General features: G+C 70.2%; 17 protein-coding genes. 11 read left to right on the top strand and 6 right to left on the bottom strand.

Going from position 1 to position 15,504, the window contains the following annotated elements; genetic code table 11:
• Positions 1 to 35 precede the first annotated feature (35 nt).
• Positions 36 to 704 carry a TetR/AcrR family transcriptional regulator gene (locus tag LDL48_RS38460; RefSeq protein WP_225260104.1) on the bottom strand — a complete coding sequence of 223 codons (669 nt, stop codon included), beginning with the start codon at positions 702 to 704 and terminating at the stop codon, positions 36 to 38.
• A 77-nt stretch (positions 705 to 781) separates the two neighbouring features.
• Here LDL48_RS38460 and LDL48_RS38455 point away from each other — a divergent pair, with 77 nt between their 5' ends.
• Both LDL48_RS38455 and LDL48_RS38450 read left to right on the top strand, forming a co-directional pair.
• The gene (locus LDL48_RS38455; protein WP_225260103.1) at positions 782 to 1,954 is read left to right on the top strand and encodes an acyl-CoA dehydrogenase family protein; all 1,173 of its coding nucleotides are present in this window, start codon (positions 782 to 784) and stop codon (positions 1,952 to 1,954) included.
• Between the two features lie 17 nt (positions 1,955 to 1,971).
• Complete coding sequence (locus LDL48_RS38450) at positions 1,972 to 3,537, top strand: long-chain-fatty-acid--CoA ligase (protein WP_225260126.1); 1,566 nt, start codon at positions 1,972 to 1,974, stop codon at positions 3,535 to 3,537.
• Here the strand turns inward: LDL48_RS38450 and LDL48_RS38445 are convergent.
• Positions 3,502 to 3,939 (bottom strand): (deoxy)nucleoside triphosphate pyrophosphohydrolase, encoded by a 438-nt coding sequence (locus tag LDL48_RS38445; RefSeq protein WP_225260102.1) that lies wholly within the window; start codon positions 3,937 to 3,939, stop codon positions 3,502 to 3,504. The two genes, LDL48_RS38450 and LDL48_RS38445, sit on opposite strands and share 36 nt — an antisense overlap.
• A 184-nt stretch (positions 3,940 to 4,123) precedes the next feature.
• Between LDL48_RS38445 and LDL48_RS38440 the strand changes: the two genes are divergently transcribed.
• The 4 genes from LDL48_RS38440 (at position 4,124) to LDL48_RS38425 (ending at position 9,498) form a co-directional block, all read left to right on the top strand.
• Complete coding sequence (locus LDL48_RS38440; RefSeq protein WP_225260101.1) at positions 4,124 to 4,444, top strand: 4a-hydroxytetrahydrobiopterin dehydratase; 321 nt, start codon at positions 4,124 to 4,126, stop codon at positions 4,442 to 4,444.
• 16 nt (positions 4,445 to 4,460) lie between these two features.
• Positions 4,461 to 4,823, top strand: a complete 363-nt coding sequence (locus LDL48_RS38435; protein ID WP_225260100.1) for a PH domain-containing protein — start codon at positions 4,461 to 4,463, stop codon at positions 4,821 to 4,823.
• A gap of 200 nt (positions 4,824 to 5,023) precedes the next feature.
• The gene (locus LDL48_RS38430) at positions 5,024 to 7,813 is read left to right on the top strand and encodes a PQQ-dependent sugar dehydrogenase (RefSeq protein ID WP_225260099.1); all 2,790 of its coding nucleotides are present in this window, start codon (positions 5,024 to 5,026) and stop codon (positions 7,811 to 7,813) included.
• The gene (locus LDL48_RS38425) at positions 7,810 to 9,498 is read left to right on the top strand and encodes a ThuA domain-containing protein (protein ID WP_225260098.1); all 1,689 of its coding nucleotides are present in this window, start codon (positions 7,810 to 7,812) and stop codon (positions 9,496 to 9,498) included. The genes LDL48_RS38430 and LDL48_RS38425 overlap by 4 nt, the downstream gene beginning before the upstream one ends.
• On the opposite strand, the gene LDL48_RS38420 is transcribed toward LDL48_RS38425, so the two are convergent.
• Positions 9,492 to 10,268: a Type 1 glutamine amidotransferase-like domain-containing protein gene (locus tag LDL48_RS38420; RefSeq protein WP_225260097.1), complete on the bottom strand. Its 777-nt coding sequence runs from the start codon at positions 10,266 to 10,268 to the stop codon at positions 9,492 to 9,494. The genes LDL48_RS38425 and LDL48_RS38420 overlap by 7 nt on opposite strands.
• Positions 10,265 to 11,101: a nucleotidyltransferase domain-containing protein gene (locus tag LDL48_RS38415; protein ID WP_225260096.1), complete on the bottom strand. Its 837-nt coding sequence runs from the start codon at positions 11,099 to 11,101 to the stop codon at positions 10,265 to 10,267. The genes LDL48_RS38420 and LDL48_RS38415 overlap by 4 nt, the downstream gene beginning before the upstream one ends.
• Before the next feature lie 315 nt (positions 11,102 to 11,416).
• Here LDL48_RS38415 and LDL48_RS38410 point away from each other — a divergent pair, with 315 nt between their 5' ends.
• Complete coding sequence (locus LDL48_RS38410) at positions 11,417 to 11,878, top strand: NUDIX domain-containing protein (RefSeq protein ID WP_225260095.1); 462 nt, start codon at positions 11,417 to 11,419, stop codon at positions 11,876 to 11,878.
• Positions 11,879 to 11,982: 104 nt separating this feature from the next.
• Positions 11,983 to 12,216, top strand: coding sequence for a hypothetical protein (locus LDL48_RS38405; protein WP_225260094.1), 234 nt, complete (start codon positions 11,983 to 11,985; stop codon positions 12,214 to 12,216).
• Here LDL48_RS38405 and LDL48_RS38400 read toward each other — a convergent pair.
• Positions 12,156 to 13,328 (bottom strand): G5 domain-containing protein, encoded by a 1,173-nt coding sequence (locus LDL48_RS38400; RefSeq protein WP_225260093.1) that lies wholly within the window; start codon positions 13,326 to 13,328, stop codon positions 12,156 to 12,158. The genes LDL48_RS38405 and LDL48_RS38400 overlap by 61 nt on opposite strands.
• 132 nt (positions 13,329 to 13,460) lie before the next feature.
• Complete coding sequence (locus LDL48_RS38395; protein WP_225260092.1) at positions 13,461 to 14,030, bottom strand: NADPH-dependent FMN reductase; 570 nt, start codon at positions 14,028 to 14,030, stop codon at positions 13,461 to 13,463.
• Between the two features lie 80 nt (positions 14,031 to 14,110).
• Here LDL48_RS38395 and LDL48_RS38390 point away from each other — a divergent pair, with 80 nt between their 5' ends.
• The 3 genes from LDL48_RS38390 to LDL48_RS38380 all read left to right on the top strand — a co-directional run bounded on the left by LDL48_RS38390 (position 14,111) and on the right by LDL48_RS38380 (position 15,500).
• Positions 14,111 to 14,599 carry a MarR family winged helix-turn-helix transcriptional regulator gene (locus LDL48_RS38390; protein ID WP_225260091.1) on the top strand — a complete coding sequence of 163 codons (489 nt, stop codon included), beginning with the start codon at positions 14,111 to 14,113 and terminating at the stop codon, positions 14,597 to 14,599.
• Between the two features lie 69 nt (positions 14,600 to 14,668).
• Complete coding sequence (locus LDL48_RS38385; RefSeq protein ID WP_225260090.1) at positions 14,669 to 15,022, top strand: ArsR/SmtB family transcription factor; 354 nt, start codon at positions 14,669 to 14,671, stop codon at positions 15,020 to 15,022.
• Complete coding sequence (locus LDL48_RS38380) at positions 15,006 to 15,500, top strand: SRPBCC family protein (RefSeq protein ID WP_225260089.1); 495 nt, start codon at positions 15,006 to 15,008, stop codon at positions 15,498 to 15,500. Before LDL48_RS38385 ends, LDL48_RS38380 begins: the two co-directional genes overlap by 17 nt.
• Positions 15,501 to 15,504: the final 4 nt, after the last annotated feature.

Below are 15,504 nucleotides of genomic sequence, written 5' to 3'. Positions count from 1 at the left end.
CGACCGTGGTGTTCCAGTGGTACACCACGGTCGTTTCAGAGGCCGTGTAACGACGCTGGTGTTCCAGTGGAGCGCTCCACTGGAACACCAGCGCGGTGCAGCCGGTCCAGGCCGGCGATGAGCGTCTCCAGGCCGAGCGTAAACGCGCCCTCATCCACCCGGTGCTGGTGTTCGGCGAGCAGGTGCGCCTGGCGCAGGTGCGGGTACCGCTCGTACAGCTGGGGGTCCCCGGCGAAACCGAGCGCGAACGAGCCGAGCGCCGACCCGGTGACCAGGTAACGCATGAGGGCGCCGATGTGGGTGGCCCGGGCCGGCGACCAGCCCGCGTCGATCAGCGCGCCGTAGACGGTGTCGGCCATCGCCAGCGCGGCCGGGCGGCGGCCCGGGCCGTGCGCCAGCACCGGCACGATGTTCGGGTGTGCGCTCAGCACCTCGTGGTACGAGTGTGCCCACCGGCGCAGGGCGTCACGCCAGTCGTGGCCGGCGAACGCGGACACGTCGACCTGGGCGATCACCGCGTCAGCCACCGCGTCGATGATCTCCGCCTTGGTGGCGAAGTGGTTGTACAGCGAGGGGCCGCGGACGCCGAGTTCGGCGGCGAGCCGGCGGACCGACACCGCTTCCAGACCTTCCGCGTCGATCAGGGCGGCGGCCGTCTCGACGATGCGCTGCCGGGTGAGCAGCGTCTGCCGGGGCCGGGCCATGCCATCTCCTGTCGTCCGCCGGGAAATGCGATTCTTGCACTGGACGTGTTAAAACTTACACCGCTAGTTTAAGCCGCATGGACTTCTCGCTCACCGACGAGGAACGCGCGGTTCGTGACACCGCCCGCCAATTCATCACCCGCGAGGTCATGCCGCTTGAACCGGAGGCGCTGCGCCGGGAGCGGGCCGGGCGGCCCGGCCTGGAGCGCAGCGAGCTGGTCGAGCTGCGGCAGAAGGCGAGAAAGTTCGGCTTCTGGGGCCTCGGCACCCCGGAGGAGTACGGCGGGATGGACCTGCCGGCCGTCCTGCAGTCGCTGCTCTGGACCGAGGTCGGCCGGACCTGGGTCCAGTTCTCGTTCGGCGGCGAGGCGGACAACATCCTCTACTACTGCAACGAGGAGCAGAAGCAGGAATACCTGATCCCGACGATCGAGGGGACCCGGATCTCCTGCTTCGCGATCACCGAGCCGGGCGCCGGGTCGGACGCCGCGAACATCCGGCTGAGCGCGCGCCGGGACGGCGACGACTGGGTGCTCAACGGCGAGAAGACGTTCATCACCAACGGCAACGACGCGGACTTCGCCATCGTGGTCGCGGTGACCGACCGGGACAAGGGCGTGCGCGGCGGCGGCACCACCGCGTTCCTGGTCGACCGCGCGATGGGCTGGACCTCCGAGCCGATCCAGACGATGGGCGAGGGCGGGCCGGCCGCGCTGGTCTTCGACAACGTGCGGGTGCCCGGCCGCAACGTGCTCGGCGAGATCGGGCAGGGCTTCGAGCTGGGCATGAAATGGATCGGCCGGGGCCGCTACCTGATCCCGTCCAACGCGGTCGGCATCGCCGAGCGGGCGCTGGGCATGGCGATCGAGTACGCCAACACGCGCGAGACGTTCGGGAAGCCGATCGGGTCGAACCAGGCAATCCAATGGATGATCGCCGACTCGGAAGTGGAGCTGGAGGCGGCCCGCTGGCTCATCCTGAAGGCGGCATGGACCGTTGACCAGGGCGAAGACCCGCGGCACGCGTCGTCGCACGCCAAGCTGTTCGGCGCGGCCATGGTGAACAATGTGGTCGACCGGGTCATGCAGATCCACGGTGGCATGGGCTACACCCGAGAGTTGCCGATCGAGCGGTGGTACAGGCAGGTCCGGTTGATGCGCATCTACGAGGGCACCGACGAGATGCAGCGCCTGATCATTTCCCGTGACCTGCTGCGCGGGTATACCAAGATCGGAGGGCACCTCTCGTGACCGTGCTGTCGTTGGCGATGATTCTGGCGGAGGGCGCGCGGCGGTACCCGGACAAGGTCGCCGTGGTCGACGGCGCCACCCGGGTCACCTACGCGGAGCTGTGGCACCAGGCCCGGTCGTACGCGGCCGGGCTGCGGGCGCTCGGCGTCGGCCCGGGCGACACCGTGGCCGTCCTGATCCCCAACGTGCTCGACTTTCCGCGGGTCTACTACGCGGCGCTCGCCGTGGGCGCCCGGATCGTGCCGGTGCACCTGCTGCTCGGCGCGGAGGAGGTGGCGTACACGCTGCGCGACAGCGGCACCGACGTGCTGGTCGCGCACAGCAGCCAGCTCGCCCTGGGCGCGGCCGCCGCACAGGCCACCGGCACCCGGCTGGTCAGCGTGGGCCCGACGCCGCCCGGGCTCGCCGACGCACCCACCCGCCTGGAGGACGTGTCCGCCGAGGTCGAGCCGCTGCACACGTACGTCACCCGGGAGGCGGAGGACACCGCGGTGGTGTTCTACACCAGCGGCACCACCGGCGAACCGAAGGGCGCCCTGCTCACCCACCTCAACCTGGTGATGAACGCGACGGTGAACGCGTTCGACGTCCACGACGTGAGCGCCGACGACGTGATGCTGGGTTGCCTGCCGCTGTTCCACACGTACGGCCAGACCGTCGCGATGAACGCCGCGTTCCGGCTCGGTGCCACGGTCGTCCTGCTGGCCCGGTTCACCGGCGAGGCGGCGCTCGAGCTGATGGTGCGCGAGCGGGTGACGATCTTCCACGGCGTACCGACGATGTACATCGGCCTGCTCCAGGCCGCCGCCACCGCGGACCGCCCGCTGAGCTCACCCGCGGCGGAAAACCAAAGGCGAAAGCTCCCAAAGCTACGGTTCGGCTCGTCCGGCGGCGCGTCGCTGCCGGTGGCGGTGCTGGAGAGGTTCGCGGACCTGTTCTCCGCGCCGATCTACGAGGGGTACGGCCTGTCCGAGACCTCCCCGACCGCGACCACGAACCAGCCGGTCTTCGGTACCCGGCCGGGCAGCATCGGGCACGCGATCTGGGGCGTCGAGGTGGAGATCGCCCGGGCCGAGGTCGAGGATCGCATCGAGTTCGTGCCCACCGGCGAGCTGGGCGAGATCGTCATCCGCGGGCACAACGTGTTCGCCGGGTACTTCAACCGGCCGGAGGCCACCGCGGAGGCCATGACCGACGGCTGGTTCCGCAGCGGCGACCTCGGCACCAAGGACGACCAGGGCTTCGTCACCGTCGTCGACCGCAAGAAGGACCTGGTGATCCGCGGCGGCTTCAACGTGTACCCGCGGGAGGTGGAGGAGGCGCTGGCCCGGCACCCGTCGGTGCAGCAGGTGGCGGTGATCGGGGTGCCCGACGACGTCCTGGGCGAGGAGATCTGCGCGGTCGTCGTGCCCAACCCGGGCGGGGCGGCCGAGGAGGAACTCGTCGACTGGGCGAAACAGAAGCTGGGCAAGCACAAGTACCCGCGGCAGGTGCGGTTCGTGGACGCGCTGCCGTTGGGGCCGAGCCACAAGGTGCTGAAGCGGGTGCTACGGCAGCGGTTCGCCGAGCAGCCGGGCGGGTAGTTCCGCCACGATCGGGCGGTCGGCCGGCAACCACGGCACGGTGTCGAGTTCGTCGGCCGCCAGCCAGCGCATCGCCGCGTGTTCCAGCGCGCGGGGCACGTCGCCGTCGAGCAGCCGGACCGCGTACACCCGCAGGACCGCGCGGCCGTGTGCCAGCGGCACGTCCGGGCCGACCCGCTCGGCCACCTCGACCCGGACGCCCAGTTCCTCGCGGCACTCCCGGGCCAGCGCCTCGGCGTCGGTCTCCCCGGGTTCGACCTTGCCGCCGGGGAACTCCCACCGTCCGGCGGCCTCGGGTGGTGCGGACCGCTCGCAGGCGAGTACACGGCCGTCCGTGACGATGACCGCGGCCACGATTACTTTGCGTGACGGCGTGGTATTGACGTGTCGTTCCGACGGCATGAAGAGAGAGGGTGCCACAAAAGTTCACCGTTCAGCGTGCCCGAGCCGTCCCGATAGTCACGAGAACACGGATATGTGGGCGTGGACATGGTTGACACGGAAGACAAGACTGTCAGGACCGACCATGACGACACGGCGACAGTTTGGCCACAAGCCGGCAACGACGCCAAGGGGGGGTGTGGCGATGCGGGGCAGGCGGCAGCGCAGGAACGGCTCCGATTATCTCAGCGACGCACTGACTCTACTGAGCGGGTGGACCCAGGACGGGGTCCAGCTCAAGCGCGAGCTTGCCTGCGACGAGAGCCAGCATGCCGCGCTGACCGAGCGGATCAAGGTCGCCGCCGACACCTTGCGCATCCGGCCCACCATCCGGCGCACCGACGGCCATACCCAGATCTGCCTGGGCTCGCGAGACGGCGACGCCATCACCGACGGTCAGGTAACGCTCGCAGCGCGTATCGAGGATGCGTATCGCACCGTGTGCGGAGCCTCGACGGGACACTGATCGATACGCTCGGGTCATGAGCGATGTGATCTATGACAGCAAGGGCCAGCTGAAGCAGATCCAGAGCGGCCTGCTGGACGGCGAACAGATCATTGCCGTGTACGACGCCGTCGGCGCCGGCACCGGCTTCCTCGGGCTCACCGACCGTCGCGTGATCATCCAGGACCAGTCGTTCGTCGGGAAGCGCTTCGCGATCACCAGCATCCCGTATTCCAAGATCAGCAGCGTGAGCGTGGTCAGCAACAAGAGCTGGGCCGGACAATACTTCTCCACCGGCACCATCGCGATCACCGTGGGCACCCACATCTACGAGGTCGAGTTCCGCGGCTCGGAGAAGACCCACCACGTGCACAACGTGATCCTGCACTACATCAGCTGACGTCTTTCGTCTCAATCGACGAAAGTATTTACATCCGAGTCCAAAGTCGACTACCGTGCCGTTACAGATAAGTTCCGTTACAGATCAGTAACAGCGCGGTCATCCCCGGGCCGCATCCCCCATCCCCCGGCCAGGGCTCGGCGTATCGGCGCAAGGTAGCCCACCTGGCAATCCCCAGTCAGGAAAGGGGCTAGTTCGCCATGCCCAGAAAACGTCTCCTCGGCTCGTTACTCCTGCTGGCCACGGCGATCGTCGCCGTTCCGCCGGCAGCACAGGCCCACCCGGTCGTCCCGGCCGACTTCCAGCAGGTCACCCTCGCCAAGGGGGAGGCCGAGGTGGGCGAGCCGATGACCATCGCGGTGCTGCCCGACCGCTCGGTCCTGCACACCGCCCGCAACGGCACGCTGCGGCGCACCGACGCCGCCGGCACCACCACCGTGATCGGCACGGTCGCCGTCTACACCCACGACGAGGAGGGCCTGCAGGGCGTCGGCATCGACCCCGGCTTCGCCACCAACCGGCAGATCTACCTCTACTACGCCCCGCCGCTGTCCACGCCGGCCGGCGACGCCCCGGCCACCGGCACGAACTTCTCCGCCTGGCAGGGCGTCAACCGGCTCTCCCGGTTCACCCTCAACGCCGACTTCACGCTCAACACCGGCAGCAGGGTCGACGTCCTGGACGTGCCGGCCGACCGCGGCCTGTGCTGCCACGTCGGCGGCGACATCGACTTCGACGCGGCCGGGAACCTCTACCTGTCCACCGGCGACGACACCAACCCGTTCGACTCGGCCGGCTACGCCCCGCTGGACGAGCGGACCGACCGCAACCCCGGGTTCGACGCCCAGCGCAGCGCCGGCAACACCAACGACCTCCGCGGCAAGGTGCTGCGCATCAAGGTGAACGCGAACGGGACGTACTCCGTCCCGGCCGGGAACCTGTTCGCCCCCGGCACGCCGAACACCCGGCCGGAGATCTACGCGATGGGGTTCCGCAACCCGTTCCGGATGACCGTCGACAAGGCCACCGGCGTCGTGTACCTCGGCGACTACGGGCCGGACGCGGGTACCAGCAGCGCCGGCCGCGGGCCCAGCGGCCAGGTGGAGTTCAACCGGATTCCCAGCCCGGGCAACTACGGCTGGCCGTACTGCACCGGCACGAACACCACCGCCGAGACCTACAACGAGTGGAACTTCGCCAACGCCACCGGCGGCGGGAAGTACAACTGCACCGGCGGGCCGGCCAACAACTCGTTCCGCAACACCGGCCAGGCCACCCTGCCGCCGGCGCGCGCGGCCTGGATCCGGTACGCGGGCGACGCCGGCACCCCGCCCGAGTTCGGTGGCGGCTCGGAGTCGCCGATGGCCGGCCCGGTGTACCGGTACAACGCCGCGTCGACCTCCCCCACCAAGTTTCCACAGTCGCTGGACGGGCATTTCTTCGCCGGTGAGCTGGGCCGCGGCTGGATCAAGCCGATCCACGTGAACGCGGACGGCTCGGTGGGCGAGATTTCCAACTTCCCGTGGAACGGCAAGCAGGTGATGGACTCCGCGTTCGGCCCCGACGGCGCGCTGTACGTCCTGGACTACGGCACCGGGTACTTCAACGGCGACGCCAACTCCGCGCTCTACCGGTTCGACTACCTGGCCGGCGCCAACCGGGCCCCGACCGCGGTGGCCGCCGCCAACCGGACGTCCGGGCAGGCGCCGCTGACCGTGGCGTTCTCGTCCGCGGGTTCGTCCGATCCGGAGGGTGGCACGCTGCGCCACTCGTGGGCGTTCGGCGACGGCACCACCTCGACGGCGGCGAACCCGACGAAGACCTACACCGCCAACGGTACGTACTCCGCGACGCTCACGGTCACCGACCCGGAGGGCGCGACCGGTACGGCAAGTGTGCAGATCGGCGTCGGCAACACCGCGCCCACGGTCACCATCACCTCGCCGGGCAACGGCCAGTTGTTCTCGTACGGCGACACGGTCCCGTTCCGCTTCACCGTCACCGACCCGGAGGACGGCACGATCGACTGCGCGCGAGCCAAGATGACGTACGTGCTGGGCCACGACAACCACGGCCACCAGATCACCTCGGTGAACGGCTGCTCCGGCTCGATCACCATTCCGGTCGACGGTGAGCACGACGACGCGGCGAACATCTTCGCGGTGTTCGACGCCGAGTACACCGACAGGGGCGGCCTGGTCACCCACGCCCAGCACAAGCTGCAGCCGCGGCACCGGCAGGCCGAGCACTTCACCGCCGCCTCCGGTGTCAACACGTTCACCAAGGGCACGGCCGAGGGCGGCCGTACCGTCGGGGACATCAACAACGGCGACTGGATCGCGTTCGAGCCGTACCGGCTGGGCGACGCGACGTCCTTCTCGGCGCGTGCGTCCTCGGCCGGCGTGGGCGGCACGCTGCAGGTACGGGCCGGCTCGCCGACCGGCACCGTGCTCGGTTCGGCGGCCGTGCCGAGCACCGGAAGCTGGGACACGTTCACCACGGTCGGCGGCACGCTCTCCGGCGCCCCGGCCGGCACCACCACGCTGTACCTGACCTTCACCGGCGGTGCCGGCGCGCTGTACGACCTGGACGCGTTCACGCTCGGCGGCCGAACCGGCCCGATCGTCGGGCTGGCCGGCAAGTGCCTGGACGTGTCCGGCGGCAACAGCGCCGACGGCACCAAGATCCAGCTCTACACCTGCAACTCCAGCGCCGCACAGACCTGGACGGTCACCCCGAACAGCACGATCAAGGCGCTCGGCAAGTGCCTCGACGTGGCCGGCGGTGCCACCGGCAACGGCACCCTGGTCCAGCTCTACACGTGCAACAACAGCGCCGCCCAGAACTGGGCCGCCCAACCGGACGGCACGGTACGCAACCCGCAGTCGGGGCGCTGCCTCGACGTCAGCCAGCAAAACTCCGCCGACGGCCAGCAGATCCACATCTGGGACTGCCTGGCGGCCGCCAACCAGAAGTGGACGCTGCCATGATCGCGAACCTGCTCGCTGCCCTGGTCCTGCTACCCGCGCCGGTGGTCGCCGCCGACGACCCGTACGACGTCCTGGTCTTCTCCCGCACGGCCGGGTTCCGGCACGACTCGATCGCGGTGGGCACCCAGGCCGTCCGGGAACTCGGCGCGGCACACGGGTTCACCGTGACCGCCACCGAGGACCCGGCCGCGTTCACCCCCGCGAACCTGGCCGGCTACGAGGCGGTGATCTTCCTCAACACCACCGGCGACGTCCTCAACGCCACCCAGCAGAGCGCGTTCGAGTCGTACATCCGCAGCGGCCGCGGCTACGTCGGCGTGCACTCGGCCGCCGACACCGAGTACGACTGGCCGTTCTACGGCGACCTGGTCGGCGCGTACTTCGCCTCACACCCGGCGATCCAGCCGGCCGACGTGGTGGTGGAGGACCGGGCGCACGCCGCCACCACGCACCTGCCGCAGCGCTGGAACCGTACCGACGAGTGGTACAACTACCGCACCAACGCCCGCTCCACCGCGCACGTGCTGGCGTCGCTGGACGAGTCGACGTACTCCGGCGGCGGGATGGGCGCCGACCACCCGCACGCCTGGTGCAAGTCGTACGCCGGCGGCCGGTCGTTCTACACCGGCGGCGGCCACACCCAGCAGTCGTACGCGGACCAGGCCTTCCGGCAGCACCTGCTGGGCGGCATCCGGTACGCGGCCGGACAGGCGCACGCCGACTGCCGGCCGGAGACCGGGTACACGGCGCTGTACAACGGCGCCACCACCGGCTGGACCCAGGCCGGCCCGGGCAGCTTCACCAACACCGACGCCACGCTCACCTCGACCGGCGGCATGGGGCTGTACTGGTACCAGGCCAAGCAGTTCACCAACTACTCGCTCAAGCTGGACTGGCGGCTGGCCGGCGACGACAACACCGGCGTGTTCATCGGCTTCCCGCCGTCCAGCGACCCGTGGTCCGCGGTGGACAACGGGTACGAGATCCAGATCGACGCCACCGACGCGGCGGACCGCACCACCGGCGCCGTCTACGGCTTCAGGTCCGCGGACATTGCGGCCCGCGACGCCGCGCTGAACCCGCCCGGCGAATGGAACACCTACGAGATCCTGGTCGAGGGCGAGCGTCTGCAGGTCCTCCTCAACGGCGTCAAGATCAACGACTACACCAACACCGATCCGGTACGGTCGCTCGCCGGCCACATCGGCATCCAGAACCACGGCGACGGCGACGAGGCGTCCTTCCGCAACATCCGGATCAAGGAACTGGGCGGCGGAACCGGCCCCGACCCGGTCACCCGGACCGGCCCGGTCACCGGGCTGGCCGGCAAGTGCCTGGACGTGGCCGGCGGCAACAGCGCCGACGGCACCAAGGTGCAGCTGTACACCTGCAACCGCAGCGCCGCGCAGACCTGGACGGTCACCCCGAACAGCACGATCAAGGCGCTCGGCAAGTGCCTCGACGTGGCCGGCGGCGGAACCGGCAACGGCACCCGGACCCAGCTGTACACGTGCAACAACAGCGGGGCCCAGCTCTGGTCGGCGCAGGCCAACGGCACGATCCGGAACCCGCAGTCGGGGCGGTGCCTCGACGTGAGCCAGAACAACCCGGCCGACGGCCAGCAGATCCACATCTGGGACTGCCTGGGCGCCGCGAACCAGAAGTGGGTGCTGCCCGCTCAGTAAGACAGGACCCGGGTGGGCAGCGGCGTCTCGGTCACCGAGCCGTCCGCTGCCCGCCTGAGTTCGTACCCCCGTGGTCCGTCCCGGTCCGCCACCACCTCGGCCAGCCGGGTGCCGCGATAGACCAGCCCCGCGCCGTCGTCGGTGGCGTAGCCATCCGGCAGCGTGCCGTCCGCGATCAGCTGGTGCATCATCGGCCGGCGCTGTTCCTCCGCGTCGTAGTGCACGCCGTTGCTGTACGGCAGCCAGCCCAGCCCGTCGGTGAACCCGCGCAACCGCAGCCCGAAGCTGTCCGTGCTGCCGCCCACGTGCCAGCAGATCGAGCCGGCCGAGACGCCGCCGAGCACCACACCGGCCTGCCAGGCCTCGTGCAGAATCCGGTCCAGGCCGTGCACCCGCCAGACCGCGCACAGGTTGGCCACGCTGCCACCGCCCACCCAGATGATGTCCTGGGCCAGCAGGTGCGCGCGGATGTCCTCGACGTTCGGCATCGGGAACAGCTGCAGGTGCGACGCGCGGAACCGGGTGCCGGCGAACGCCGCGTAGGTGGCGCCGATCCGCGCCTCCGGGTCGCCGGTGGCCTGGTTCAGCACACAGATCCTCGGCGCCTCGACCGCGTTCGCCAACTCGGCGGCGAGGTGGTGGATCGGTCCCGGTCGCATCGACATCGGCCCGGACCCGCCGGGCCGGAAGCTCGCACTGGTCGCCAGGATGGTGGGTTCGTCGGCCGTCACGGTGCCTCCTGACCGGTTCCGCCCTGCGGCGGAAGTCATCTGGACGACATCATGGCGCACGCGTCGGCGGTGTCCAGAACCAGGTCCGCGGCCGTGTCCAGCGCACCGGACAGGTGCACCGGGTCACCGTCCAGCCGGGCGAACACCTCCGCCACCCGCTGCCGGAACCGCTGCGGCGCACCCGGCAGCGCGTCCGCGGCGGCCACCGCGCCCTTCTCGTTGATCAGCCAGCGCCCGGCCGCGCCGTGCAGCGCGTGCACGCACACCCCGACCAGCCGGAACAGGCACCCGGCCAGGTAGGCGGCGTCGCCCCGGGAGACTGCCTTGCGGGCCAGGCCGACCAGGAAGTCGGCCTCCCACAGCCCGGAGACCAGCCGCTCCCGCAACGCCGGCGGATAGGTCCGCGCACGCTCCTGCAACGCGGCCAGCTCGCCGGTGGGGTCGGCCAGGATCACCCCGAGAGCCACTTCCCCGGGGTACGCGAAGTCCGGCACGCCCAGCGGATGCCCGGCCTGGGTGTGGAACTCGTACCGGCCCTCGGTGGCGTCCCGCCACGCCCGCTGGACCCGGTCCAGGTCGCGGTAGATCCAGTCGACCGCCGCGCCGTCCACGGTGAGCCACCCGCCGCCGTCCACCCACGGCCCCCACCCACCCGGCTCGGTGAGCCGCGCGGACTCCCCGGCGACGGCACCGGCCGCGGCGCGCAGCGCGGCCACGTCGAGCGGGCGGCGGTAGTACAGCCCCAGGTCGGTGTCCGAGTCCGGGGTGTGGTCGCCGCGGGCGCGGCTGCCGCCGAGGACCACACCGGTCACCCCGGGAACCGCGATGATGCGCCCGGCCAGGTCGTGCAGTCGCTCCTCGGTCAGCGTCATCGCGGCATCCTCCCGCACGGTGCGGGCCGTCGCACCGCAATTCCCGCCCTGACTCTCCGCGTTTCGGACACCCTCAACCTGGCATATGGTCAGGCCGAGGCGGACGTCTTCTTGGCGAGCCCGACTCGGGTGATCGACGAGCGCGGCTCATTGCGTTAGCCACGTTCTGGGGTCAGATTGATCCGGCTGTCCTTCGCCAGTGAACTGTGTCCCGGCAGGGATTCGTGCCATCGAAAGTTGTCCGCCGGGTCGAGACGGTTCCCTCCCCGTGCACCTCTTTGTTCGACCCGGCCACGAGGTCGGCATACTCCTGTGGTGAAGATTCCCCGCGCGGTCGCGGTCGTGACCGAAGGATCTCAAGTGTTGCTGATCAAGCGGTTCCGCCGCGGCGCATCATCCTCGGACTGTGACATGTGCGAGGACAGTGGCTGGACCGGCCCGCGCTGCCCGGGACATCACTATGCAGTGCTGCCGGGCGGTCACGTCGAGGACGGTGAGAGCGCCGCCGTCGCGGCAGTGCGAGAGCTTGCTGAGGAGACCGAACTGCGGGCCGAGGTCGGCCGGCAACTGTGGTTCGGGCAACACAACGGCCGTCCGGCTCAGTACTTCCAGATGGTTGGCGTCACTGGTGTGCCCGTGCTGTCCGGCCCCGAAGCCGCGCAGAACAGCCCGGACAACAGCTTCGAGCTGATGTGGGCGACCGCGGATCAGTTCGAGGTGTTGAACCTCCACCCGGCTGACCTCCGCCTGATCTTGAGGGAGTTCCTCGCGACGTAGTCAATCTGCCCGTTGCGGGTGACGTGATCATGGCTTAGGCCGGTTCCGTTCGACGCTTCTACCCGGCGGACAAAGCCCGCACGGGCGCCCAGATGCGATCGCCGATGAGCCTGGAACCGGCGATCGCGCTGCTGATCGGCCTGGTGGCGGCGCTGCATCAGGTGCCGACCGGGTACGCGGTGGCCGGGCTCGGGTTCGTGGTGGTGGCCGGGATCGGCGCGGAACGCACCGGCCACCGTGGCCCGGACCCGGTCCCGGCCCTGGGGCCCGTCTCCGGTCAACAGATCACGGTGGGGTCCAGCCCGAGCCCGTCCAGGTCGCCTGGTTCCAGCAGGTAGGCGTCCCGGTCGGGCGCCACGCCCGCCGCTGGGTCATGCCCCGCCGCTGGGCCGCGTTCCGCCGCTGAGCCACGTCCCGCCGGACCGCGTCCCGCCACCGGGGCACCTTCCGCCGCCGGATCGCTTCCCGCCGCTGAGCCACGTCCCGCCACCGGGGCACGTCCCGCCGCCGGATCGCGTTTTGCCGCCGGATCGCGTTTTGCCGCCGGATCGCGTTTTGCCGTGCCCGATACCGGCTCGCTCGGGCGGGGCGCCTTGCTCGCGGTCGGCTCCGGCTCGGCCGGATTCGCCGGTTCCGCGCAGTTGCCGTCCCGCCCGATCGGGAAACACAGTCCCTCGCGGCACTCCCGCGGGCGGTCGTGGCTCAGACCGCGCCGGGTGCCGAACGCGACCACCCGATGCTGCGGCTGCCGGGCCACCACGGAGTCCAGGAGCCGGCGCCCGGTCTCCCGCCCGTCGGCGTACGTCACCAGGTACCGCCGCTTCTCCTCGCCGGTCACTCCAGGCGTCCGGACCCGGCGCTCGCCGCGGCGCATCCGGGGGTCACGGACCGTCCGGGTGCGATACGGAATCGCCCGCGTCTCGGTGACCGTCCGCATGGTGACCTCGGGTTCGCGCGGCGCGCCCGGCGGCGCCGGGGCGACCGGCGGCTTGGCCGGGGTGGCCGGACGCTGGGCCGAGCTGTGCGGGCGCTGGGCCGAGCCGTACGGGCGCTGGGCCGAGCTGTGCGCGCGCTGGCCCGCGGTGACCGGGAGCGAGGCCCGGCTCACCGGCCGGCGGGGCTCCCGGGTCCCGGTCCGGTCCGCCTGGTCGGAGGTGCGCCGGTCCACCGCGGCGTTCGCGGCGTCGTCGGCGGTCCGGCCGTCGGTGCCGGACTTGCCGGGCTCGCCGGGCTCGGTCGGCACCGGGGTGTCCGCGACCGCCGCGGCCGGTGGCATCACCGCGATCCGGCCGGGCGCGGCCGGTCCGGCCGGGTGGATGGTGCGGGTCTCGTTCTCGGTGAGAACCGCGATGCCGGCGGTGCCTCCGCCGATCAGCACCAGGAGCGCGCTCCCGCCGGCAGCCATGCGGACCGCGAACGGAAGACGAGCCCACCAGGACTTCGGTGGCATTTCGAGAAGATGCTGCCAAGAGTCACTAGTTGTCTGGTTTTGCACCAGAGCATTGTGCAGGCTCCACGCCGCGATGCAAGCCGTGCCGACGACCCCGAAAGGTGGACCGGCACGGCCGTCACCAAGGCGCGGTCAGGCCGTTGCCGGGGCCCGCAGCGGCGCCAGCGCCGTGCTCCACGCCACCAGCTGATCGAGCATCGTGGTCAGCGCGGCGGCCTGGTGCCCGCCCGGCGTGAACTCGCTGTAGTTCCGGAAATCGGTGGCCAGCGACAGCGTGACCTGCGCGCGTACGTCCGCCATCATCAGCTCCCCGGCGATCAGCCGGAGGTGCTCGACGGCGCGCGCACCGCCCAGCGCGCCGTAGCTGACGAAGCCGACGGCCTTGTTGTTCCACTCGGCGAACAGGAAGTCGATCGCGTTCTTCAGCGCACCCGAGGTGGAGTGGTTGTACTCGGGAGTGACCATGACGTAGCCGTCGAAGGACGCGATCTTCTCCGCCCACTCGCGGGTGTGCGGCTGGCTGTACTGCCCCATCGACGGCGGCACCGCCTCGTCCAGGTGCGGCAGCTTGTAGTCCAGCAGATCGACGAGCTCGAACTCCACGTCCGTGCGCTGCTGGGCCAGCTCGAGCACCCATTTCGCCACGGCCTCGCCGTTGCGGCCCGGCCGCGTGCTGCCGAGGATGATCCCGATCTTCGTCATCTCAGTGTGTCCTCTCATTTTTGCTACGTCAAACAACTATCGCATGGGCAGACACCGGTCAAGGCCGTACGATCAATGTCATGTCCGCCACGTCCCGGTCCAGCTCAGGGGCCGATGACCGACCGGCCGACCCGCTGCCGCTGAGCACCGACGAGGAAGCGGTCATGCGCGCCCTCGGTCGATTGATCCTGGTCCTCCCCCGGGTGATGGACGCCGATCTCGAGCGACACCAACGAATGTCTCTCAGCGAGTATTCCGCCCTGCGCCAGCTCTCCGAGGCCCCCGGGCAACGGATGCGGATGAGCGAGCTGGCGGCCGCCTGCGACATGTCCCTGAGCGGGATGACCCGCCTCGCCGGCAAGCTGGAGTCGCTCGGCTACCTCGACCGGATCCGGTGCGAACGGGACGCCCGCGGGCTGGAAGCGGTCCTGACCGACGCGGGACTGACCCGGCTGCGGCAGGCGTGGCCGTCCCACCTGGCCAGCGTGCGCCGGCACATCTTCGACCACCTCTCGGAGATCGACCTGAACCAGCTGGCGGCGGCCCTGAACGCCATGGCGCGCCCCTGAATTTCCCTCTTGCACGTCCGGCGACCCCGAACTCCTTGACGTATTCCCTTATAGGTATACGATTGGGTCATGGCACGAGCAGCAACTACCACCGACGCGTTCAACGCGGTCGCCGAGCCCCGGCGCCGGCAGATCCTCGACCTCCTCGCCACCGGCGAGCGGCCGGTCAACGATCTCGTCCAGCTTCTCGGCCTGGCGCAGCCGCAGGTGTCCAAGCACCTGCGGGTGCTGCGCGAGGTGGATCTCGTGCACGTCCGCGACGAAGGGCGGCAGCGGATGTACCGGCTCAACGCGGAACCGCTCAAACCCCTCCACGACTGGCTCAGCAAGTACGAACAGTCCTGGAACAAGCGGTTCGACCTGATGGACTCGGTTCTCGACGAACTCAAGGAAACGGAGCACGACAATGACCACGACGACTAGCGGCACGGCCAAGGTCACCCTGCCGGGCGACAACCAGATCCTGATCACCCGCGAGTTCAACGCACCCCGGCACCTGGTCTGGCGGGCGTACACCACACCGGAACTCGTCCGGCGCTGGTGGGCCGGCGACAAGGGCAAGGTCACCGCCGCCGACATCGACCTGCGGGTCGGCGGCGCCTGGCGTTACGTGATGGAGGCCAACGGCGGCTTCGAGGTGGCGTTCCGCGGCGAGTACCGCGAGATCGACGCACCCGACCGGCTGGTCCACACGGAGATCTTCGAGGGCCTCCCCGACCCGGACGACCACGTCGGCGTGATCACCACGACGCTGACCGAGAAGGACGGCCGCACGCACATGGAGATGCTGTGCGCGTACCGGGACCAGGCCGACCGCGACGCGGTCATCGCCTCCGGCATGGAGGGCGGCATGCAGGAATCCCTCGACCACCTGGAGAAGGTCGCGGTCGAGCTGTCCTGACGGT

The sequence above is a fragment of the Jidongwangia harbinensis genome, assembly GCF_020216025.1.
GTDB lineage: Bacteria > Actinomycetota > Actinomycetes > Mycobacteriales > Micromonosporaceae > Actinoplanes > Actinoplanes harbinensis.
Note: the sequence above shows the minus strand (reverse complement) of the source record. Positions and strands in the feature narration are given on the sequence as shown.